25 protein-coding genes and 5 tRNA genes are annotated in these 20,736 nt (G+C 49.3%); 10 read left to right on the top strand and 20 right to left on the bottom strand.

Annotation, left to right across the window (positions count from 1 at the left end):
* The coding region (locus tag WC259_RS04550; protein ID WP_372643336.1) for a gamma-glutamylcyclotransferase family protein at positions 1 to 351 on the bottom strand (351 nt) is incomplete at its 3' end.
* A gap of 128 nt (positions 352 to 479) precedes the next feature.
* Here WC259_RS04550 and WC259_RS04545 point away from each other — a divergent pair.
* Positions 480 to 1,517, top strand: a complete 1,038-nt coding sequence (locus WC259_RS04545; RefSeq protein WP_236888126.1) for a hypothetical protein — start codon at positions 480 to 482, stop codon at positions 1,515 to 1,517.
* 4 nt (positions 1,518 to 1,521) lie between these two features.
* On the opposite strand, the gene WC259_RS04540 is transcribed toward WC259_RS04545, so the two are convergent.
* Entirely contained in the window at positions 1,522 to 1,968 is a 447-nt protein-coding gene (locus WC259_RS04540) for an SRPBCC family protein (RefSeq protein ID WP_078409751.1), read from the bottom strand.
* 114 nt (positions 1,969 to 2,082) lie between these two features.
* On the opposite strand from WC259_RS04540, the gene WC259_RS04535 reads away from it, so the two are divergent.
* From WC259_RS04535 to WC259_RS04525, 3 genes are all read left to right on the top strand, one after another.
* Positions 2,083 to 2,694, top strand: a complete 612-nt coding sequence (locus tag WC259_RS04535; protein ID WP_011309802.1) for a MarC family protein — start codon at positions 2,083 to 2,085, stop codon at positions 2,692 to 2,694.
* 90 nt (positions 2,695 to 2,784) lie between these two features.
* Positions 2,785 to 2,925, top strand: a complete 141-nt coding sequence (locus WC259_RS04530) for a DUF5679 domain-containing protein (RefSeq protein ID WP_012034180.1) — start codon at positions 2,785 to 2,787, stop codon at positions 2,923 to 2,925.
* Between the two features lie 168 nt (positions 2,926 to 3,093).
* Entirely contained in the window at positions 3,094 to 3,507 is a 414-nt protein-coding gene (locus WC259_RS04525) for a helix-turn-helix domain-containing protein (RefSeq protein WP_011309800.1), read from the top strand.
* 51 nt (positions 3,508 to 3,558) lie between these two features.
* Here WC259_RS04525 and WC259_RS04520 read toward each other — a convergent pair whose 3' ends face one another.
* The 3 genes from WC259_RS04520 to WC259_RS04510 form a co-directional block, all read right to left on the bottom strand.
* Entirely contained in the window at positions 3,559 to 3,792 is a 234-nt protein-coding gene (locus WC259_RS04520; RefSeq protein ID WP_011309799.1) for a hypothetical protein, read from the bottom strand.
* A 181-nt stretch (positions 3,793 to 3,973) separates the two neighbouring features.
* Positions 3,974 to 4,120, bottom strand: a complete 147-nt coding sequence (locus WC259_RS04515) for a glycerol-3-phosphate acyltransferase (RefSeq protein WP_226988229.1) — start codon at positions 4,118 to 4,120, stop codon at positions 3,974 to 3,976.
* Positions 4,121 to 4,135: 15 nt separating this feature from the next.
* Positions 4,136 to 4,220 (bottom strand) — tRNA-Leu (locus tag WC259_RS04510).
* 65 nt (positions 4,221 to 4,285) lie between these two features.
* On the opposite strand from WC259_RS04510, the gene WC259_RS04505 reads away from it, so the two are divergent.
* On the top strand, positions 4,286 to 4,702 hold the full coding sequence (locus tag WC259_RS04505; RefSeq protein WP_015407243.1) for a hypothetical protein: 417 nt from the start codon (positions 4,286 to 4,288) through the stop codon (positions 4,700 to 4,702).
* 456 nt (positions 4,703 to 5,158) lie between these two features.
* Here the strand turns inward: WC259_RS04505 and WC259_RS04500 are convergent.
* From WC259_RS04500 to hypA, 12 genes are all read right to left on the bottom strand, one after another.
* Positions 5,159 to 5,233 (bottom strand) — tRNA-Cys (locus WC259_RS04500).
* Positions 5,234 to 5,270: 37 nt separating this feature from the next.
* Positions 5,271 to 5,345, bottom strand: a tRNA-Gly gene (locus WC259_RS04495).
* A 13-nt stretch (positions 5,346 to 5,358) separates the two neighbouring features.
* Positions 5,359 to 5,445: transfer RNA gene (locus WC259_RS04490), tRNA-Leu, on the bottom strand.
* A 5-nt stretch (positions 5,446 to 5,450) separates the two neighbouring features.
* Positions 5,451 to 5,527 (bottom strand) — tRNA-Trp (locus WC259_RS04485).
* Between the two features lie 105 nt (positions 5,528 to 5,632).
* Positions 5,633 to 5,956: a hypothetical protein gene (locus WC259_RS04480; RefSeq protein WP_011309796.1), complete on the bottom strand. Its 324-nt coding sequence runs from the start codon at positions 5,954 to 5,956 to the stop codon at positions 5,633 to 5,635.
* 9 nt (positions 5,957 to 5,965) lie between these two features.
* Positions 5,966 to 6,586, bottom strand: coding sequence for a TetR/AcrR family transcriptional regulator (locus WC259_RS04475; protein WP_011309795.1), 621 nt, complete (start codon positions 6,584 to 6,586; stop codon positions 5,966 to 5,968).
* A gap of 162 nt (positions 6,587 to 6,748) precedes the next feature.
* Positions 6,749 to 7,756, bottom strand: coding sequence for a hydrogenase expression/formation protein HypE (gene hypE / locus WC259_RS04470; RefSeq protein WP_015407242.1), 1,008 nt, complete (start codon positions 7,754 to 7,756; stop codon positions 6,749 to 6,751).
* Positions 7,749 to 8,843 (bottom strand): hydrogenase formation protein HypD, encoded by a 1,095-nt coding sequence (gene hypD, locus WC259_RS04465; RefSeq protein WP_015407932.1) that lies wholly within the window; start codon positions 8,841 to 8,843, stop codon positions 7,749 to 7,751. The genes hypE and hypD overlap by 8 nt, the downstream gene beginning before the upstream one ends.
* A gap of 3 nt (positions 8,844 to 8,846) precedes the next feature.
* A complete protein-coding gene (locus WC259_RS04460) occupies positions 8,847 to 9,062 on the bottom strand; it encodes a HypC/HybG/HupF family hydrogenase formation chaperone (protein WP_011309792.1) in 216 nt (71 codons plus the stop codon).
* Positions 9,062 to 11,353, bottom strand: a complete 2,292-nt coding sequence (gene hypF / locus WC259_RS04455; RefSeq protein ID WP_372643327.1) for a carbamoyltransferase HypF — start codon at positions 11,351 to 11,353, stop codon at positions 9,062 to 9,064. The genes WC259_RS04460 and hypF overlap by 1 nt, the downstream gene beginning before the upstream one ends.
* Entirely contained in the window at positions 11,354 to 12,007 is a 654-nt protein-coding gene (hypB, locus tag WC259_RS04450; RefSeq protein WP_011309790.1) for a hydrogenase nickel incorporation protein HypB, read from the bottom strand.
* Positions 11,988 to 12,347: a hydrogenase maturation nickel metallochaperone HypA gene (hypA, locus tag WC259_RS04445; RefSeq protein WP_011309789.1), complete on the bottom strand. Its 360-nt coding sequence runs from the start codon at positions 12,345 to 12,347 to the stop codon at positions 11,988 to 11,990. The genes hypB and hypA overlap by 20 nt, the downstream gene beginning before the upstream one ends.
* A 112-nt stretch (positions 12,348 to 12,459) precedes the next feature.
* Between hypA and WC259_RS04440 the strand changes: the two genes are divergently transcribed.
* A complete protein-coding gene (locus WC259_RS04440) occupies positions 12,460 to 13,719 on the top strand; it encodes a pitrilysin family protein (protein WP_011309788.1) in 1,260 nt (419 codons plus the stop codon).
* Between the two features lie 87 nt (positions 13,720 to 13,806).
* Here WC259_RS04440 and groL read toward each other — a convergent pair whose 3' ends face one another.
* From groL to tsaD, 3 genes are all read right to left on the bottom strand, one after another.
* The gene (gene groL, locus WC259_RS04435) at positions 13,807 to 15,420 is read right to left on the bottom strand and encodes a chaperonin GroEL (protein ID WP_011309787.1); all 1,614 of its coding nucleotides are present in this window, start codon (positions 15,418 to 15,420) and stop codon (positions 13,807 to 13,809) included.
* A 27-nt stretch (positions 15,421 to 15,447) separates the two neighbouring features.
* A complete protein-coding gene (groES, locus tag WC259_RS04430) occupies positions 15,448 to 15,744 on the bottom strand; it encodes a co-chaperone GroES (protein WP_011309786.1) in 297 nt (98 codons plus the stop codon).
* Between the two features lie 492 nt (positions 15,745 to 16,236).
* Entirely contained in the window at positions 16,237 to 17,217 is a 981-nt protein-coding gene (tsaD, locus tag WC259_RS04425) for a tRNA (adenosine(37)-N6)-threonylcarbamoyltransferase complex transferase subunit TsaD (RefSeq protein WP_303677728.1), read from the bottom strand.
* A 118-nt stretch (positions 17,218 to 17,335) separates the two neighbouring features.
* Between tsaD and WC259_RS04420 the strand changes: the two genes are divergently transcribed.
* The 4 genes from WC259_RS04420 to WC259_RS04405 form a co-directional block, all read left to right on the top strand.
* Entirely contained in the window at positions 17,336 to 18,610 is a 1,275-nt protein-coding gene (locus tag WC259_RS04420; protein ID WP_061977473.1) for an HlyC/CorC family transporter, read from the top strand.
* Positions 18,591 to 19,235 (top strand): TIGR03936 family radical SAM-associated protein, encoded by a 645-nt coding sequence (locus WC259_RS04415; protein ID WP_061977470.1) that lies wholly within the window; start codon positions 18,591 to 18,593, stop codon positions 19,233 to 19,235. Before WC259_RS04420 ends, WC259_RS04415 begins: the two co-directional genes overlap by 20 nt.
* A complete protein-coding gene (locus WC259_RS04410; protein WP_078409745.1) occupies positions 19,235 to 20,413 on the top strand; it encodes a M48 family metallopeptidase in 1,179 nt (392 codons plus the stop codon). Before WC259_RS04415 ends, WC259_RS04410 begins: the two co-directional genes overlap by 1 nt.
* 2 nt (positions 20,414 to 20,415) lie before the next feature.
* On the top strand, positions 20,416 to 20,736 hold a 321-nt coding region (locus WC259_RS04405; protein ID WP_372643320.1), incomplete at its 3' end, for a histidine phosphatase family protein.

Genomic DNA, 20,736 nt, shown 5'->3' with positions numbered 1-20,736 from the left:
GGCGGAGGGTTTGGCCTCGTCATCAGAGCGGCGGCGGGTATGAGTAAAGGCTTCCAAAAGACTCCCGTCTTCGTTATGGACATTTACTTTTATCCGTTCGCTGTTAGCCGGATATTCCTCATGGGCGTCCAGTTTGCGCAGTCCGGATTCGCTTATCTCGTAAAGTCCTCCTTTAGCCCTGTCACCGCGGGAAGGTTTGATACTGGCCAGTGCCCCATGCCACTTGCGTGAATAACCCAGAAAAATCAGCCTGTAGTTAGCCAGCGTGGCACTCTGTTTGGGGGTGGCATCCGGGCAGATTTCCTTCATCTGTTTTCGGCTGAGGCTCTGTCCGTATGCAAAATACAGCATGTCACTCTCCTGTCCGGTATTTAGATTATACCATTATAGCTGTTTGTTAAAGGGCTTTAAATGGGGGTTATGAATGATATAACGGGGGATATTTGGGCGGTAGTGTCCGTAGCCTGCTTTGGAGCAATTTGACTTATGGACTGATTCCGTTTATATTTGGGCAAAATGCGGGTTTGTCTGGAGAAGCCATGAAGGCGGCTGAAGAACCAATTTTGATAGAGGTATTGACCCGTCTGAATGAATACGGGCCGGATGACCTTTTTATCTGTTGCGCCAGTTTTGAGGAACGGTGTGTAGCTTCTATCCAGCGGATGAGCCCGAATTTCCGGGCACGATATTCCATTATCTTTGTGATTGAAGAACCCCGCCATGAAGAATTAGTAGAAGTTAACCTTGCCAAAATACAGTCTATCCTCTCACGGAAGACAGCCGAGGGTTTATTTGTTATCCGTTGTCAGCGCGAAGATCCGGTTGACGGTATTGGTCAGTTAAAAAGTATCTGGCACAGGTGCAAACCCAAAGATTCCGAAGAGCCTTTTATAACCGTGGACATTTCTGGTTTTACCAAGGTGTATCTGCTGGGGCTTTTGCATTATCTGGTAGCGGAGACTAATCTGGGATTGCCCCGTATGATTCATACCACCCAGTCCTACTCCCCCACCCGTTTGACTCAGGGTGTCCAGCAGATAAGTACGGTTACAAATTACTTCGGAAATATATCTCTGGAAAAAGACAATGTTCTGGTGCTTTTCTTGGGTTTTGAACCCGAACGGGCACTTTCGGTCTGGAAGCAGTTTAATCCCACCCGCACCATTGCCCTTATAACCGCTCCCCGGGACAGTAACCTTGAATACCTGAAGTATGCTGAAAAAAACAATGAGTACCTGCTTTCCCAGCCCTCGGTGGAGGTGCGGCAGGCTCCGGCGGACAACCCATGGGCAGTCCGCAATATACTTGAGTCTATTTATGATGAAGTAAAGACCACCTACAACATGGTGATAGGGCCGTTCGGCACTAAACCGCAGGTGGTGGGTGTTTTCCTGTTCTGGCTGGAACACCCCAAGGTTCAAATAGTGTATTCATTCCCCCAGGAATACACCAAGTCATATCTTAACCGCAAACCCGGTCAAACTTATCTGCTGCCTTTGTCTCTGAGCTCCAAGTAATTTATTAGAGGCGTTTTTTAAGGGCTTTAAAGCCGGCTGTCATTACCCTGTTATGATTCCAGATAAATACCGGCTTGCAGACAGAACCTATGGCATTCATCAGTTTGCCGGTGGTGGTTACTTCCCAGATATAGGTGCTGATGGTCTTGCCATTGTCAGGGGTAAGTGTCCATACCCCCTGCCCCATCAAGTCTCCCCTGCTTAGCATTACGATTTCATGGCAGGGTACTGCCTTGCTTACTTCCAGTTCAAAGTTAAGGTCTCCGGTTAGCCCCTTTACGGAAGCCTGTATAAGGCAACTCGGCTGCAGTTCCCGTTCTTTAGACAGTATTTCAAAACGTTTTACTCCCGGCCACCATTCCGGCATGCTGCGGGCATCTTTAATCAGCTCCCAGACTTTTTCAGGTGGGGCGTCAAAGTGCCAGACAGTTTTGAAAAAATATTTTATCAAAAAATTACTCGCATCCTTTGCCAGCTATTATAAACCTGCTGGCAATAAGAATAATATCTGTTGACAGAATATGCCGTCAGGACATAGCATTCTGGAGTAGAGGTTTACTAAAATATGAGTGATTTCTGGAATAATATTCTGCTGACCTTTGTGCCGCTGTTTATCGTGGTGGACGCAGTGGGTAATTTGCCGTTTGTAATATCCATTACCGACCAATCCACTGCCGAAGAACGTAAAAAGGTAGTTAATCTTGCGGTTATTACCGCCTCTTTACTGGGGCTGTTGTTTCTTTTCATGGGCAAGCTGGTACTGGACCTGATGGGCATATCCGTAGGGGCGTTTGCCATTGCCGGCGGTCTTATCCTGCTTCTTTTTGCCATACGCTATATGACCAGCGGGCATATGGTAGAGGTTATCAAAGAGGAAATGGTGGCGGTTGTACCCATCGGCACTCCCCTTACCATGGGGCCGGCCACTATCACTACCCTGATTTTGCTGGTAAACCAATTTCCCCTGTATATAGTACTAATTTCCTTTGCCCTGAATATGCTGGCAACATGGCTCATTTTTAAGTCCAGCCAATGGTTTGTTCACTACATGGGACGGGGTGGTCTCAAAGCTATGTCACGGATTTTCAGCCTGTTTCTGGCGGCTATTGCTATCAGTATGATTATCAAAGGTTTACGCCTTGAAGAGATACTTGGAGCGGTTGCCGGAGGGGGCTAAACTGAAATATAGCTAAAAAATGTTTGCTAAAGGCTTGACATTGCGTTCAGAGTGTTTTATCGTTTATACAAATCTAATAGGAGGTAGGCTATGCAGGGTTATTGTATGAAATGCCGCGCTAAGAAGGAAATGAAAAATACCAAGCAGATCACCATGAAGAACGGCCGTCCCGCCACTCAGGGTGTTTGCCCCGATTGCGCAACCAAGATGTTCAAAATCGGCAAAGCATAAGGTTTTTTTGTCTGTTTGTTGAAATAGCCGGGGGTATGGATAACATCCCCGGCTTTTCCATTTGCGGCTATTTGCCTGCGGTATTTTAATTCGCCTGTCACACAGTTTTTGGCTAAAGTTTTTTGACCCCTTGACAAAACTTGTATCTTTGCCTACACTTGTCAAGCCATGACTAAAGAAGGTATGACTATTGCCCAAGCCGCTGATTTACTGGGTGTTTCCACCCGTACCATTCGGCGTTATATCAAGTCCGGCAAGATACAGGCAGAACTGGTTCCCGGCTCTTTTGGCGAGGAATACCGCATTTATGAAATTCCCTCTGACCTGAAGAAGGAAGACGAGGAAGACCTTTCTCTGCAGACTATCCAAACCCCTATCCAGTTTATGGATGTAGTCCGTGAACTTCATGAAAAAAATCTGGCTTTGGCTGCCCAGCTAGGAGCGGCTACTGAAAAGATTAAACAAATGGAGAGTCAGCTTAAACTGCTTAATGCACCGGGTGAGAATACCCCTGACAGCACACCTAAACAGGGCTGGTTTGAACGGCTCTGGCAGAAACTGGGATGGACAGAAAAGTCCTGAGTTTCCAATGGTGGCAATATGTAAATTATCCGGGGTTTAAACCCGGATTTTTTATGTGGTTTGAGAGCGGCCTTTAAGGGTGCGCATGTAATGGGTAAGCCCCACTACTACCGGCAGTCCGATGCTGTAAGCGATAACTCCGCCGGGCAGGCCGTAAATCATGACCGCCAGCCATAAAAGTCTGAACATAACCGCAGATGCGGCAATAACGCTGGAGGTAAATATCAGCACCAGCAGACCCAGCCTGCCCATAAAAAGCATCGGCTGGGTGGCAATTACCAGCACCTATGGCGGCTGCTTCCCCGCGTCCTCCACTGAAACTCAGCCAGACAGGCTAGTTATGTCCGATAATCACAGCCAACCCGCAAACCATGACCCAGCCGGTATCCAGACTAGCCGCCAGAGCCGGCATGATGGCCAAAGAACCCTTGGTAAGGTCAAAAGTGAAACTGGGTATGACCCAGCCTCAGCCAAGGCAACGGCAGGCATTCTGGGCGCCCATGTTCCGGTCACCCTTCAGGCGGATATCTCCGGTTTGGCTCAGGTATACGGCCAGATAGGCTGCAGGAAAAGTTCCGAGCAGATAACTTAGAAGGATAAAAAGTAAAGGCATATGACAGCCTCAAAGTGGTGCCGGGGGTGGGGGTCGAACCCACAAGGATTGCTCCGGCGGATTTTAAGTCCGCTGCGTCTGCCGATTCCGCCACCCCGGCTAATTAGTAACGCCATTTTAGCGTCTTGCGGTGCTTCTTTCAAGGAAAAAAGCTATACTGGAATAATGAAATTAAAAAATATATTTGCAGCCCCGGGTTTTCTTAAACATGTACTGGCATTTGTTATCATGCTTGGGGGTGGGCTTGCGGGTGCGGTTATGCTGAGCAGGCTGGCAGTGTTTGTCATAGGCTCTGATTCAGCCGGTTTTGCGGCTTTGGGCGGGGCTATTCTGGGAATAGTACTGGGTTATCCGTTAGGTCTTTGCCTGTCTATGGTCTGGCTGCGTTATAAAACGGCTTACTCCGGTTCTGCCAGAATTGGCGGGTTGGGGGCTGTTTTGGGAGGGGTATTAACTCTGGGGCTGGCTGAAGTTACCCACCTTAACCAGAACTCGGACTGGCTGTTTATGTCATTTTTTATATCTGTTCCTTTGCTGGCTTTGCTGGGTTATCGCCTGAAATCAATTCGCCGCAGGGTTTAACGGCAAAAAGCTATAAATTTCCTCGGCTGTTTTCAAAAGCGGATTTTGGGGCAATAGCCTGTTCCTTCGGAAATATACGCCTGTGTCCGGTTTGAAATATAAACTAAGTGACACGGGTCTGTTTTGGCACGCCCTGCTGGACGCTACCCGATTTCAAATAGGCAGATAGATAGATTAGCAGAATATTTTGCTTGCGTTTATCCAGCTATATTATGCCGTCGGGAGGCACTCTCGGTGAAAGTTTTTTGGTGCAGGGAATGTTCGGTAAAGTTTGGATTTGTTGATATTTTGCCATGTTCAACCCCAGTTTAGATTAATAGATATCCCCTTAGGATATTAAACTGTGTTGAAACAAAATATAAGTGAAGGTAATGACGGTTAATGCAGGGTTGGTAAATAAAGATTTTCAAGGTAAGACAAAGTTCAAAAGAAAATTGATGAGTGACGAAGGAGTTTTGGAGGCGACGAGCGGATTCGAACCGCTGAATAGGGGTTTTGCAGACCCCTGCCTTGCCACTTGGCTACGTCGCCCAGCCAAAGACTAGATTTTACGCCAGCTAAATGATTTTGGAGCGGAAGACGAGATTCGAACTCGCGACCTCCTCCTTGGCAAGGAGGCATTCTACCGCTGAACTACTTCCGCCCCTATAACTTATTGGTGCCGAGAGGGAGATTTGAACTCCCACGAGCTCATCACTCACTAGCCCCTCAAGCTAGCGTGTCTGCCATTCCACCATCTCGGCCAGTATGGCAGGAGTGGAAGGATTCGAACCCTCGACCGGCGGTTTTGGAGACCGCTGCTCTACCGGACTGAGCTACACTCCTAAACTGTAAAAATCTAGAGAAGTATCTTACTACTAAATTGCCCCCAAAGTCAACTCCGCCTGGGGGCAATTTAGCTTTTATTCGGTATTACTTGTCAAAGAGTTATTAAATGGATTTTGCACTCTGACGGACGATGTTGATACCCACAAACATGGCTATCAGTCCCATAATACTTAAGGCGCAACCCCCGAAGATGCCGGCTGCCTTCATATAACCGCCTACCTGGGCAAGCAGCGGGCTGAAAAGGCTTTTCCATGTGCTTAGCAAAGGCGCGACCTGCGGGGAATACTCATCTGGGTTCACTCCCTGAAAGTATGAACCGATAAAATTACCCCAATCCGGTACGGATATAAATATCAGTACCGCTCCGGTAAGAATAAGGCAACTAAGAGCCATAATACCGATGCCGTGTTTGCGTTCCAGTTTCATTTTATTCTCCTATTCTTTTTGGCGAATTTCTATACCGCTAAGCTGGTTGGCTACCATCTGGGTTATGAATTCCGCCGGTTTGGCAAACCCTTCTCCAAAGGCTTCATTAGTCAGGTAAAGCATAACGGTTGCCGACATGAGGCTGCGGGCGGAAATATCAGTGGAGTGGGCTTTCAGCACTCCCCGTTCCACATATTGGTCGAGAAATATTTTAAAGGAAAGAGCCCCTTGGGCGAGCATACCGAACCATACCTGCCGCACCGTCGGGTTGCTGGTTCCCTCCCGTAAAAACACGCTTACCAGTTCTTTTTTGTTTTCAAGCAGGCGGTAAAATTCCAGACACAATTTAGTTAAGACAGTCTGTATGTTTTGGTTGCCGGGTTTGCCCAGTATGTTTTTTAGCATGGGCAGGAAGCTGTTTTCGGCTATTACCGCCTCCATAAGGGCTTTTTTGTTGGGAAAGTAATGGTAAAGCAGTCCCAGCGAAGTTCCGGCGGTTTCGGATATCTGGCTTATGGTTGCCCCCTGATAGCCTTGTTCGGCAAATATTTTAAGGGCAGCGTCCAGTATCTCACGGCGGCGTTTTTCAGCCTGCATTTTGCGGTTATCTGCTTTAATTGTTTCTGGCATGGTGTTCCTTTAAAATTCATTGAACATTCATTCAATATCTCTGATATTATAGTGTATAAAGATGCGCTGTCAATATGTTTTAAATAATAATGCGGATGGTGGAAAATAAAACAGGCCGGGCAGAATAGCTGTCCAGCCTGTGTCAATGCTTGTCCGGTTATGCTAGCAGATGCGGGGCAAGAGCTCGCCGCTTTGCATGTCCAGTATCCGAAGTGCCCCCAGCGGGGTGCGGATGCTGACCCGTGACGGGTTTTTGGCAGTGACCCGCCCGATAACGGCACTGTCTACTCCGTACGGATGGGCTTTCATAGCCGAAAGTACTTTTGGTGCGAATTCCTCAGGCAGGATAGCTATCAGCTTGCCTTCATTGGCTACATACAGCGGGTCAAGCCCCAGCGCATCGCAGGCACCGCCCACTGCCGGTTTGACAGGTATGGACTCTTCGTCAAGCTCTATACCTACCTGTGATTGGGCGGCTATTTCGTTAAGGGTGGTGGCCAGCCCGCCTCTGGTGGGGTCACGCATGACGTGTATTCGGGGGCAGGCTTTAAGCATATCGGCTATCAGCCCGTTTAAAGGAGCACAGTCACTTTCAACTGCTATTTTAAAGTTCAGTCCTTCACGCTGAGCCATAATGGCAATACCATGGTCACCCATAGTGCCGGATACAATTACCGCATCACCCGGCTGGGCGTTGGAACCGGATATATCCAGCTCTTCGGGTATGAAGCCTACCCCGGCCGTATTTATAAATATCTTGTCGGCTTTGCCGATATTGACTACCTTGGTGTCTCCGGTCACTATTTCTACCCCGGCTTCTTTAGCGGCAGCGGCAATGGATTGTATGATTTTCTCCAGAACGGTTATGTCCAGCCCTTCCTCAATGATAAATGACAGGCTGAGGTATTTGGGGACAGCCCCCATGACAGACAGGTCGTTTACTGTACCGCAGACTGCCAGTTTGCCTATATTGCCGCCGGGAAAGAAAATGGGGCTTACCACGTAACTGTCGGTGGTAAAAGCCATATTGCCCCCGGTTTTAAAAACAGCCGCGTCGTCCAGTTTGTTTAAAAGCGGGTTTGACAGGGATTGGACAAGGTATTTGGAAATAAGGTCATGGGTCAGGCGTCCGCCCGAACCATGGGCCAGTAATATCTTAGTTTTATCCAAGTTTGCCTCCGTAATGGTAATAGGCGGCACAAGTGCCCTCAGAGGAGACCATGCACGGCCCGACCGGATTTTCCGGGGTGCAAACCTTTGAAAACAGCTTGCATTCCAGCGGTGTCCGGGTGCCCTTAATAATCTCGCCGCACAAACAGCCGGGTGTTTCGCGGCTGGGTTCGGAGAGTTTTATTTCAAAGTTTTTCTCAGCATCAAAAGCGGCAAATACTGGTTTCAGGCAGAGACCGCTTTCGGGCAAAATACCTATGCCGCGCCAGTTGGCCGGGCAGATATCAAATACTTCGTCCATAATCTTCAGGGCGGCAAGGTTGCCTTCGGGTTTGACTGCCCGTGAATAGCTGACATCCAGACGGGGAGTTTTGTCCTCCACTTGGTCTACCAGTGACTTGACACAATAAAGTATGTCCAGGCTTTCAAAACCGGAAACGGCACAGGCCAGATGATAGTCTTTGGGGATAAACTCCCAGGCGTTACTGCCGGTGATGGAAGAAACATGTCCGGGGCAGATTATGCCCGAAAGACGGGTTTCACCCGCGTCCAGTATAGCCCGCATGACGGGAGGGGTTATTTTATGGAGCGACATTACATAATAATTATCAAGCCCTTGATTACGCGCCTGAATTACCGAAGCGGCAATGGTGGGAGCGGTGGTTTCAAAGCCTATACCCACAAAGATAACCTTTTTGGCAGGGTTTTGGCGGGCTATCTCCAATGCGTCCATGGTAGAGTAAACAATGCGTACGTCTGCCCCTTCCGCCCGCACTTCCAGCAGGCTTTGGCGGCTGGAGGGAACCCGCAAAAGATCACCGAATGAGCAGATGATGACCCCGGTCAGTCTGGACAGGGCTATGACTTTGTCCAGATCGGCAGTAGAGGTTACACAGACAGGACAGCCCGGTCCTGACAGCATTTCAATATGGGGCGGCAGCAGCTGGCGGATGCCGTAACGGAAAATGGCTACGGTATGCCCTCCGCAAAACTCCATAAAGCGGGCAGGCTTGGTGGAACGTTTATTTATGTATTCCAGCAGGGTACGCCCTGACTGGCTGTTTCGGAATTCCTCTATGAAATTCACAGGCTAAAGCATCTCCATCTGTTTGAATATTTCCAGAGTTTCCAGAGCGTCTTTTTCGTCTATTACCTGTATGGCATAGCCGGTGTGGAGCAGTACGTAATCACCCACTTTGGCTTCAGGGGTAAGCATGACGCTGGCTTTATAAGTGGTTCCGTTCAGATCCACTTCCGCCACGCTGTCTTCAAGGGATATTATTTTGGCAGGGACTGCAAGGCACATTATAATCCTCCTTGGTTGGCGGCTATTACCGCCTGACCCAGTGATATACAGCCGTCATTAGAGGGGATTTCCTTGTGGGTAAGCACTTTAAACCCCTCTGTTTCCAGCTGTTGTATCACCTGCCGGAAAAGCCGTCTGTTCTGGAAAACCCCGCCTGAAAGAGCTACTTTGGTAAGCCCGCTTTCGGATGAAAGCTTGCGGCAGGTGTCCAGAACTATTTGGCTGACAGTATTGTGAAATTTTACCGATATATAAGCGGCTGTTTTGCCTGATTTGATGTTCGAAAGCACACCTTCCAGTATACCTTTCAGCCGAATCAGGTAAATGCCCTTGTCTAAGTCTAACTCAAAGGGGTAGAACTGGGCAAATTCAGTATCTTTTGCCTCGGCTTCCAGCTCTATGGCCGGCTGTGAGTCATAGTTGGCCACCCGGCAGATTCCGCACAGGGCGGCAACCGCATCAAACAGCCTGCCGGTACTGGAAGTGAGCGGGGAATTCAGTTTTTTGTTAAGCTGGCTTTTTATAATATCCAGTTCTTCCGGGTCTATATCTTTAAAAAAGCACAAGCCTTCTTCTCCCAGCAGGGTATAGACATATGACACCGCTGTGCGGTAAGGCTTTTTGATGGCGGCTTCGCCTCCGGGGAGCGGCAAATATTCTAGATGGGCTTGGCGGCTAAATCCCTGTTTTATACCCCCGCAGAAAAATTCCCCGCCCCAGATATTCCCGTCCAGACCATAACCCGTGCCGTCCAGAGCCACCCCTATAACCTCATCGTCACAGCCGTGTTCAGCCAGACAGGATGCAATATGGGCATGGTGGTGCTGGACTTTGACCAGAGGTATGTCAAGCCTGTCAGACCATTCTTCGGCCAGAGCGGTGGCGATGTAACCGGGGTGCAGGTCGGCGGCTATTATTTCAGGTTTTGAGCGGAACAGTTTCAAGTACACCGCCAGCGTTTCTTCAAAGCTGTCCAGTGTTTCCGGGTTTTGCATGTCCCCTATATGCTGGCTGACAAAGGCGTAACCGTCTTTCAGCAGGCAGAAAGTGTTCTTTTCCTGCGGCCCCATGGCCAGTACTTCCTTGCCCTTGAAATGGGTCTGGACGGGGTAGGGGGCGTAGCCTCTGGCCCGTCTGAGCACCCTCTTTTCGCCTGCTTCATACATGACCACGCTGTCATCATAACGGGAGTAGATGGGGCGGTTGTGGAGCAGAAAATAATCCGCGATATTGCAGAGCCTTTTCAGGGCTTCGTCATTGTCTTTGGCAATGGGCTCTTCACTCAGATTGCCGCTGGTCATGACAAGGGGTTTGTTTATTTCCTTAAGAAGTAAATGGTGGAGAGGGGTGTAAGAGAGCATAATGCCTAGATAATTTTGACCGGGGGCAGTTTCAGGGCAAACGGGGCTTTCTTTGTTCCACCTGCAAAGGACTATGGGTGCGGCGGGTGAAACCAGGAGGTTTTCTTCTTCTTTGGATATGGAACAGTATTTTCGGGCTTCTTCCAGATTTGCCAGCATAACCGCAAAGGGTTTTGAAGGGCGGTGCTTGCGGTTTCTAAGGGTGGCTACGGCCTGTGGATTGGTAGCGTCGGCGGCCAGCAGAAAGCCTCCCAGACCCCGTACAGCTAAAATTTGACCGTCTTGAAGCAGTTTTGCGGCTTCTGCTATGGTATCGGTATTTGAAAGCTCTGTACCGGTTTTGTCGGCCAGCCAGAGGCGGGGGCCGCATATCGGGCAGGCATTCGGCTGGGCATGAAAACGGCGGTTCAAAGGGTTGTCATATTCGGCCTGACAGTCAGGGCACATTTTAAAGTTCTTCATGGTGGTCAGGGGTCTGTCATAGGGTATATCTTCGATGATAGTAAAACGGGGTCCGCAGTTGGTACAGTTGGTAAAGGGGTAGCGGTAACGGCGGTTTCGGGGAGCAAAGATATCCTTTTGGCACTCGGTGCAGGTGGCTATATCCGGTGAGACCAGCTGAAAGCGGCCTGCAAGACTCTGGCTGGGTTTGATTTCAAACCCTTCTTCGCCTGTTAAAGGTATTTCAGTCTGTTTGAATGTTTTTATAACTGACTGAGGCGGATTAAGACTGGTCAATTCTTCTGAAAAGGCGTCCAGTGCCTGCCCTGCACCTTCTGCCTCAATCTCCACTCCGGCGGAGGTATTCCTGACCCAGCCGTTTAAGCGGTGTTTGGCGGCCAGCTGGTAAACAAACGGGCGGAAACCCACCCCTTGGACAACACCGCTAAGTGCGAAGGCAAACCGTTTGGTTTGTTTAGGTGCGGGCATTTATTGCCTCTGTAGAAGGTTGCTTTTCAGCCAGGCTATCCATTCGTCCAGCCCTTGTCCATTCCTTACTGAAAGCTCAATTATTTTGACGTCCGGGTTGAGACCCAGCACTGTTTTGCGGAAGGATTCCATATTGAAATCACTGAGGGGCAGGTAATCCATTTTGGTTATGACTATTACGTCTGTATCTCTGAACATAAAGGGGTATTTGGTTGGTTTATCATCACCCTCCGGCACGGATGCCAGAACTACCCTTTTGGCTTCACCCAGCTGGAAACCGGCCGGGCAGACCAGATTGCCCACGTTTTCAATAAAAATGATATCCAGTTTGTCCAGTTCCAGCCCGTCTGCGGCGGTTGCTACCATGTTGGCGTCAAGGTGACAACCCCCATCTGTATTTATCTGGATAGCCTGCGAGCCGGTTGCGGCTATCTTTTCGGCATCTACGCTTGAGGCAATATCACCCTCTATCACACCCACCCGGGCATCATTCCCCAGCAGCTCGATAGTCTTTAAAAGCAGACTGGTTTTGCCGGCACCGGGCGAAGACATGACATTTATAACCAGTATGCCTTTGTCGGCAAACATATGCTTGTTTCGGGTGGCCAGCTGGTCATTCATATCGGTTATATTTTTAAGAACTTTGACTTTCATCATCTACCTCAATGCTTTCAATAAAAAATTCGTTGCCGGCTATCACTTCGGCATTCCAGCCCTGACACTCCGGGCAGACAAGTAAATTTTGGCCGGAAGGGAAGGTATGGCCGCACAGGCGGCAACGGAACTTGGCAGGTATACGGCTGAATTCCAGAACTGCCCCATTGGCTATTGTATCCTGACTGAGTATCTCAAAACACATTTTTACACTGTCTTCCACCACGCCCGCATATTCGCCGATAACCAGATTTATCCGGCTGACGTTTCGGGCTTTGGCTTCTTCTGCCTTGGCTACAATGGTTTTAAGCAGTTCTTCGGTTATTGACAGTTCGTGCATTTTTCCGCCTTGTTTAATTATAAAGCAGACATGGTTAGGTGTCTAATCCACCGGTTCCATTTGACACCCTTTGAGACCATGTTTATTATTCAAAAAGAAGCGAGGTGTTTATTTGTATGAATTAAGTGTTTTGCCAAGCGGCCTTCGGGTGATAAGCCACCACATGCCTGCCAGCCGTTCGGTTACCATTTGCGTATATATAGGGGTGGGTTCACGTTATGAAAAAGACTGTGAAGCCGGCGCCAGCCATTTTATAGAGCACATGGTATTTAGAGGGAGTGCCAAGTACCCCAATTCCCAGCTTATTTCCAGCGCCATAGAGGGGGTGGGTGGTATTTTGAATGCGGCTACCGACCGTGAGTCCACCCTTTACTACGCCAAAGTGGGCAGTGACAAATTTGCTCTGGCACTGGATGTGCTTTCGGATATGCTGGTAACCCCTGTGTTTGATCCTGAAGACCTTGAGAAAGAACGTAAGGTTGTCTACGAAGAGATAAGCATGAGCATGGACAACCCTTCCCACCGGGTAGGTCTGTTGATTGACGAAATACTCTGGCCGAATCACCCTTTGGGCAGGGATATAGCCGGCAGCCGCCAGAGTGTGGCAGGTCTGGACAGGCAGAGACTACTTAGTTTCATGCATTGCCATTATAACCCGGCCAATGTAGTGGTGGCAGTAGCCGGAGATATAAAGCACTCACCCGCGGTTTCGGCTATCAGTCAGGCCTTCAGCGGTTTGGGCGGTCAGAATATAGTTCAGACTTTTGAACCTTATCATTCCGGCAACCCCTGTCCGGTAGGGGTAGACAAAAGGGATGCAGAGCAGATTAACCTGATGCTGGCAATGCCGGGTATGAACCGGCTGGATAACCGCCGTTATGCTTTCAGTATACTAAATACCATACTGGGTGACGGCATGAGTAGCCGTCTCTTTGCCCATGTCAGGGATAATCTGGGTTTGGCTTATTCTGTCCAGTCCGGTACGGAGTTCCTGCATGATACAGGGGCTTTTTCCATATTTGCCGCTGTGGACCCCGCAAATCTGACGGCTTGCATAGAGGCTATACTTTCGGAGATGGAAGCCGCCAAGACAACTATAACCGCAGAAGAGTTGACAAAGGCTAAGGAAATGTCCAAGGGGCGGATTCAGCTGGCTATGGAAGACAGCCGCTATATGGCCAAATGGATAGGCTCCCAGGAATTGTTATGCCGAAGGGTAAACACCCATGAAGATGTTATCCGCCTGATAGACGGGGTGACCCTGACAAGCGTAATGGAACTGGCAGGGGAGTATTTCAGGAAACCAGAGATGCGGCTGGCTCTGGTGGGGCAGATTGATAAAGAAAAGGTGAGCTGTTTACTGAAAGACTAGACAACGTATCTATTTATAAATATAGTTTTGAGTAAAGAAAAGGGCGAGACTTTGGTCTCGCCCTTTTCTGTTTAACCCGTTTGGGTCTTAGTACATACCTGCGGCTTCAGGGCCGGGGGCGGCAGGGGCTTTTTCCTGGATGTCAGCTACCAGTGAGTCGGTGATGAGAACCATGTTGGCAATAGAAGCGGCGTTCTCAAGGGCGGAGCGGACAACCATGGTGGGGTCAATGATACCCATTTCAGCCATATCGCCGAAGACATCATTCTCAGCGTTGTAACCATGGCCGACGGGTGAGTTCTTGACCTTGTCAACAATGACGTTGCCGTCTTTGCCGGCGTTGGTGGCAATCCAGCGGACGGGTTCAATAAGAGCCTTGCGGACGATATTGACACCGGTGGCTTCGTCGCCTTCCAGTTTCAGGGCATCAAGGCAGGGCAGGGCATTCAAGAGGCCGGTGCCGCCGCCGGGCAGGATGCCTTCTTCAATGGCGGCACGGGTGGCAGCCAGAGCATCTTCAACGCGGGCTTTGCGTTCTTTCATTTCGGTTTCGGTAGCAGCGCCTACGGCGATAACGGCTACGCCGCCGACCAGAGCAGCCTGGCGTTCCTGCAGTTTTTCGCGGTCAAAGGCAGATTCGGTTTCTTCAATCTGGGCCTTAATCTGCTTGATGCGATCCTTGATAGCTTCGGCAGAGCCTTCGCCGTCAATGATGGTGGTCTTGTCTTTATTGGAAACAATCCTGCGGGCATGACCAAGGTCAGCTTCGGTTACGGAATCCAGCTTGCGGCCGGCTTCCTTGCTGATTACATGACCACCGGTCAGGATAGCCATATCTTCCAGCATGGCCTTCTGGCGGTCGCCATAGCCGGGGGCTTTGACAGCCAAGATGTTTAAGTTGCCGCGCAGCTTGTTGACTACCAGAGTAGCCAGAGCTTCAGCTTCAACGTTTTCAGCTACGATGACCAGATTCTTTGAAATCTGCAGGATTTTTTCCAGAGCGGGCAGAAGCTCAGCAACGGTTTCAATCTTGCGGTCAGTCATAAGAATGGTGGCATCTTCCATGACGGATTCCATGCGGCCGGGGTCAGTTACGAAGTAGGCACTGATATAACCGCGGTCAAACTGCATACCTTCTACATAGCTGGTTTCATAACGCAGGCCACGGGATTCTTCAATAGTGATAACGCCGTCTTTGCCGACTTTGTCCATAACGTCAGCAATCAGGTTACCGATTTCAGGGTCTTTACCGGTAATGGTAGCAACCTGAACAATCTGCTGTTTGCCCTTGACGGGGGTGGAATTCTTGCGGAGCTGGGCCTTTAGGGCGGCAACAGCCTTTTCAATACCGCGTTTCAGGTTGATGGGTTCGGCACCGGCGGCAATATTCTTGAAGGCTTCGTTGATAATGGCCTGAGCCAGTACGATAGAGGTGGTGGTACCGTCACCGGCGGCATCGCTGGTGCGGGTAGCGGCCTCTTTGACCAGCTGGGCGCCCATATTCTCGAAAGCATCGGGCAGTTCAATATCACGGGCAATGGTTACACCGTCATCTATAACAGTGGGTGCGCCCCATTTCCGCTCAAGGGCTACGGGATGACCTTTAGGGCCAAGGGTTACTCTTACTGTATTTGCCAGAGTGTCAACACCCTTTTTAAGGGAGACCCTGACTTTTTCGCCAAATATAATCTGCTTAGCCATTATACCTCCTAATATTCGTTAAAAAATTTAGCCTACGATTTTAGCCATGATCTGGCTCTCGGGCATGATGATATATTCCACGCCGCCAGATTTAAGTTCAACACCACCGAATTTGGGGAAAAGAACCTTCTCTCCAACTTTGATGCTCATGGTTTCGCGCTTGCCATCTTTATCCAGACGGCCGGGGCCCACGGCTACAATCAAGCCTTCCTGGGATTTTTCCTGAGCGGCGTCAGGTATGATGATACCGCCTTTGCTCATATCCTGTTTTTCCTGGGGCTGGATGAGTACCATGTTGTGCAGGGGTTCGAATCTAATTGCCATTATTCCTCCTTTTAATATTTAACTATATTTATGCGGCAATTTTTTAGCAGTCTCAGTACGAGACTGCTAACAGCAATATAATACAGTACTGAAAGGTTACCTGCAACTGTATACAGAGATAATTACAGGTATTTAGGGTAAAATAAGAAGAAATATAGCTGCAAAAATAAATATAGCTATATCAACCAAGGGTATAAACTCTCTATATGGTCTTTGGATAGTCAGATAGCAGGGTTTAACAGAGACTGAAAAGTACCTCCCGGCTTAAAAATATACGATAGTATATTAAAGTACTAAGCATAAATGCGCAGTCAATTTACGTAATAAGTACGATAGTAAGGTCTTTGATACTGGTCTACAATGGTTACAGTTAATGAAGATCTGGATGGTCTTTGAAAACTGTACAGGCCGCCTCAAATACTGTACAGGTTGTAAAAGGGAGCTCGGAAACGGGTTCCTTTTTTATTTGCCCAAAAAAGATTGTCAATCACTTCAGGAAGTAACTGACAGTGCCGGCAGTACATCCATATCCAGCCCGTCTTGCTTGCCGGATATAAAGCGGAAATAGCCGCAGGAGGCTATTACGGCGGCATTGTCGGTGCAAAGCCCCATCGGCGGTATGGAAACCGGCAGGGAGGATTTTTCACTTAGCTGTTTACGCAACAGATTATTGGCAGCTACCCCGCCTGCCAGAAGTATCTGCTTCACATTATATTCTTGGGCGCAGTTTATGGTTTTGGTTACCAGCACGTCTACCACTGCTTTTTGAAAGCTGGCGGCGGCATCATTTACCGAACAAACTTCACCGTTTTCCACCAGCCTGAGAAGGGCTGTTTTTAGCCCGCTGAAACTGAAGTCATGACTGCCGGGTATCCACGAACGGGGCAAATCAAGTACAGCCTGGCCATCCTGGGAGGCTCTGTCTATGGCTGGTCCGCCCGGATAGCTTAATCCCAGTATTCTGGCGGCTTTGTCAAAGGCTTCTCCGGCGGCATCATCACGGGTGCGTCCCAGCAGTTGGTACTGCCCGTGTCCGCTCATCAGCACCAAGTCCGTATGCCCGCCTGAAACAGTCAGACACAGGCAGGGGAACTCCGGTATTTTGCCGAAAAGCCAGTTTGCGTAGATATGGCCGTGCAGGTGGTTTACCGCTACCAGAGGTATACGGCGGGCAGCGGCTATGGCCTTGGCGGTATTTACCCCCACTATCAGAGAGCCTGCCAGCCCGGGTCCATTGGTTATGGCTATGGCGGAAATCTCATCAAGACCAGTGCGGGCTTCCTCCAGTGCGTCTTTAATAACCGGCAATATGGAAAGCAGGTGCTGGCGGGAAGCCACTTCGGGGACTACTCCGCCGTAACGGGAGTGGATATCTATCTGTGAAGATATCCGGTTGGAGAGAATATTTACCCCATCTTCCACCACGGAGGCCGCAGTTTCGTCACAGGAGCTTTCAATACCCAGTATTTTCATATAAACAGGATTATATCATAGACAATGTCAAGGGGCTAAGTCCTTTGACACCCATATAGGTCAATGTTATTATAAATATCCAGGCTCTGTAGCCTAGGTTAGTGAGGTTTTCTTCAAAATGAGTACCGATACATGGTACCTTATATTCTTCTTTCTGTGTGTTGTCTTTTCCGCCTTTTTTGCCAGCTCTGAAACTGCCTTTATCTCACTGCAGCGTTTCCGCCTGCAAAACATGGTTCAAAGCAAGGTAAAAGGAGCTGACAAAGTCTCCAAATTAATGGAAAGGCCTGAAAAATTTCTTTCTACCGTATTGCTGGGCAACAATTTTGTAAATACGGCCGCTTCCGCTCTGGGTACTGTTCTGGCGGTTTCGGTATGGGGCAATGAAACAGGCGTTCTTATTGCCACTGCCGGGGTTACTATAATATTGCTGGTTTTCGGCGAAACTACACCCAAAACTTTGGCTACCCAGCATTCTGAAAAAATAGCCCTTTCGGTAGCCCCTGTTGTAGAAATAATTTCTAAAATATTTGCACCTGTGGTGGCTTTGCTCGGCTGGATATCCTCTGGTTTTACCAAGTTGTTCGGCGGCCCTTCGCTCAAGAGTTCTCTGGTGGCCGAAGACGATATCCGGGCCATGATAACCGTAGGCCATAAAGAGGGCACGGTTGAAGAAGATAAGGCCGAGCTTCTGCATAAAGTATTTGAGTTTTCTGACCGGCCGGTACGGGAAGTGATAGTTCCCAGACCGGAAGTGGAGAGCGTGGAAAAAGGCTCGACCCTGAAAGATTTTCTGGATTTATATGCCGAGTCTCCCATGTCACGTTTCCCTGTATACGAAGAAAATATGGATAATGTACTGGGCATATTATCCATTAAAGATGTGCTGATGGCACTGGCCAAGGGTACTCATACCCCGCAGGATTCGGTTGACGACCTGATGCGGCCGGCCTATTTTGCCCCTGAAACCAAGCCAATCGGCAAGCTTTTTAACGAGATGCGGGAAAAGAACTTCCGCATGTGTGTAGTTATAGATGAATACGGCGGCACCGCTGGTATTGTAAGTCTTTCCCGCCTGATGGAAGAGATAGTCGGACCGGTAGGTGATGAGCTGGCGGATGCTGAAAAAGATTACGAGTCTATTAATGAGTACACCTTTCAGGTAGACGGCAGTATGCGGATAGAAGAAGCTAATGTTGAAATGGATTTGGATTTACCCGAAGGTGATTATGAGACTATTGCCGGATTAATACTGGACCGTTTGGGATATATACCCAAGCAGGGTCAGCAAATAAAACTGCAGAATCTCAAAGTGGTGATTACCCGTATGAAGGGTATGAAGATTGATGAAGTCCTGATAACAAAGGAAAAACGTGCAGCGTCTAAGAATTAAATACCAAAGGGGAGAAAACCTGAAGTTTATTTCTCACCTTGACATAATACGCCTGTGGCAAAGGACCTTTTACCGGGCCGGAGTAGAACCCGCCTATTCAGAAGGGTTTAACCCTCACCCGCGCATGGCTTTGGCATCACCCTTGCCGGTGGGGTATACCAGCCGGGCTGAATTTATGGATTTGTATACTTCTGGCGCTCTCAGTCCCCATTATTTTGAAGATTTGATAAACCGCCAGCTGCCGGAGGGCATCAAGATACTCCAAAGCTGTGTTGTACCCCTTGAACAGGATTCGCTTCAGGCACTGGTGCGTCAGGCCGAGTACGTTGTAACGGTGCGGACTTCAATATCCCTTTCGGAGTGCCGGCAGGCGGTAGATGGCTTTATGGCCAAAGACAGCCTTGTCTGGCAGCTGCAGCGTCAGGACAAGGTCAAAGAATATGATTTGCGTGCTCAGGTAGCCGAACTGGAAGTGCTGGCTCTGGCTGATGATATGCTCCGCCTGCGGATGCTCCTCCAGTGCGACAGCAAAGGGGCAGGCCGCCCTGAACAGCTGACCAAAGCTCTGGGTATTTCCGAATTTCCCCTGTCAGTGGAGCGTATACGGCTTGTTCTGGAGGCCTGATGCTTGAAGATGAACTGGCTCTTCCCCCCGAAGATACTTTGAACTCTCCCCTTGGGCTGGATACGGAACGCCAGCAAAAAGCCAGAGACTACAGCCGGCTTCAACGCCGGTTTGCTTATATTCAAACGGGTATTATTGCTATAGCGGCATCATTTTTAATCTTTAGCGGTCTGTCTTCCGAGCTTACCAGCCATCTGGGGTTGCCCCCGGTTTGGTCAGCCGGTATCTACTTTTTGTTGCTTGCGTGTGTTTATGAAATATTCAGCCTGCCGTTTGATTATTACACCGGGTATGTTCTGGGCAAACGCTACGGGGTTTTGAGCCAGACCCGGCAGACATTTTTTGCGGATGCTGCCAAGTCTTTTTTAATTACGCTGGTGATGGGTGTGCTTCTGGTAGCGGCGGTTTATGCCGTTATGGGTGCCTGGCCGGATATCTGGTGGTTGCTGGTCTGGCTGGGATTTCTGGCGGTAAGCATGGGCATGACTTTTATTGCCCCTATCTGGCTGATACCTCTGTTCTACCCCATGAAACCCCTTGACGATGGGGAACTGAAAACCAGCCTTACAGAGCTTTGCCGGCGTATAGGCGTATTTGTCAGGGGGATATATATTATAGAGCTGAGTGCCCACGGAACGGCCGCCAACGCCGCCCTGATGGGTTTGGGGCGTACCCGGCGGATAGTTCTGAGCGATACCATGGTAGACCGTTACTCCATACCTGAGATAGAGGTTATCATGTCCCACGAGATTGCCCACCAGCAGCATAATGATATGTTGCGTCTTTTTTCCCTTCAGGCAGCGGTTTTATTCGGAGTCCTAGCGGTGGGGGGGGCTATTTTCAGCTATCTAAGCAATGCTATGGAATATAGCGGACTTTCCGACCCGGCCGGATTGCCTTTACTGGGGGGTATATTGGCGGTTTTGTTAATAGGTATTTCACCAGTGCTCAGCCTTTTTACCCGTAAATTAGAAAAGCAGGCAGATGAATTTGCCCTGAATATCAGTCAAAACCCGTCTGCCTTTCGGACGGCTATGACCCGTCTGGTTAACCAGAATCTGGCTGAAGCCGAACCCTCAAACTGGCTGGAGCGGCTGACGCAAGATCATCCCAGCTATACCCAAAGAATCCGTCTGGCGGACGAATTTGAAAAACGCCGGAGTGTGGACAGAGGCTAGACATGACCAGAATATACTTGATTCGGCATGGAGAAACGGACTGGAATAATAAGCGCCGTTTGCAGGGCGGGTTGAGTGATACCCCCCTTAATGAAAACGGCCTTCGCCAGACCCGTAGTCTGGCACTTCGGCTCAAAGATGAAAAACTGTCTGCCATATATGCCAGCCCTCTCAGCCGGGCAAAAGTAACCGCCGAAGTGATTGCACTTGAGCATGGTCTTGCCATCAATACCGCACTTGACCTCAGAGAGATAGAGGCAGGCGAGTTTGAAGGTGTTGACATGGGCAGTACCAATATGAAGGTTACAGAGCTGTTTACCGAA

This window comes from Dehalococcoides sp., from assembly GCF_041654235.1.
Taxonomy (GTDB): Bacteria; Chloroflexota; Dehalococcoidia; order Dehalococcoidales; family Dehalococcoidaceae; genus Dehalococcoides; species Dehalococcoides mccartyi_B.
This window is presented reverse-complemented; position numbering and strand designations above follow the sequence as displayed.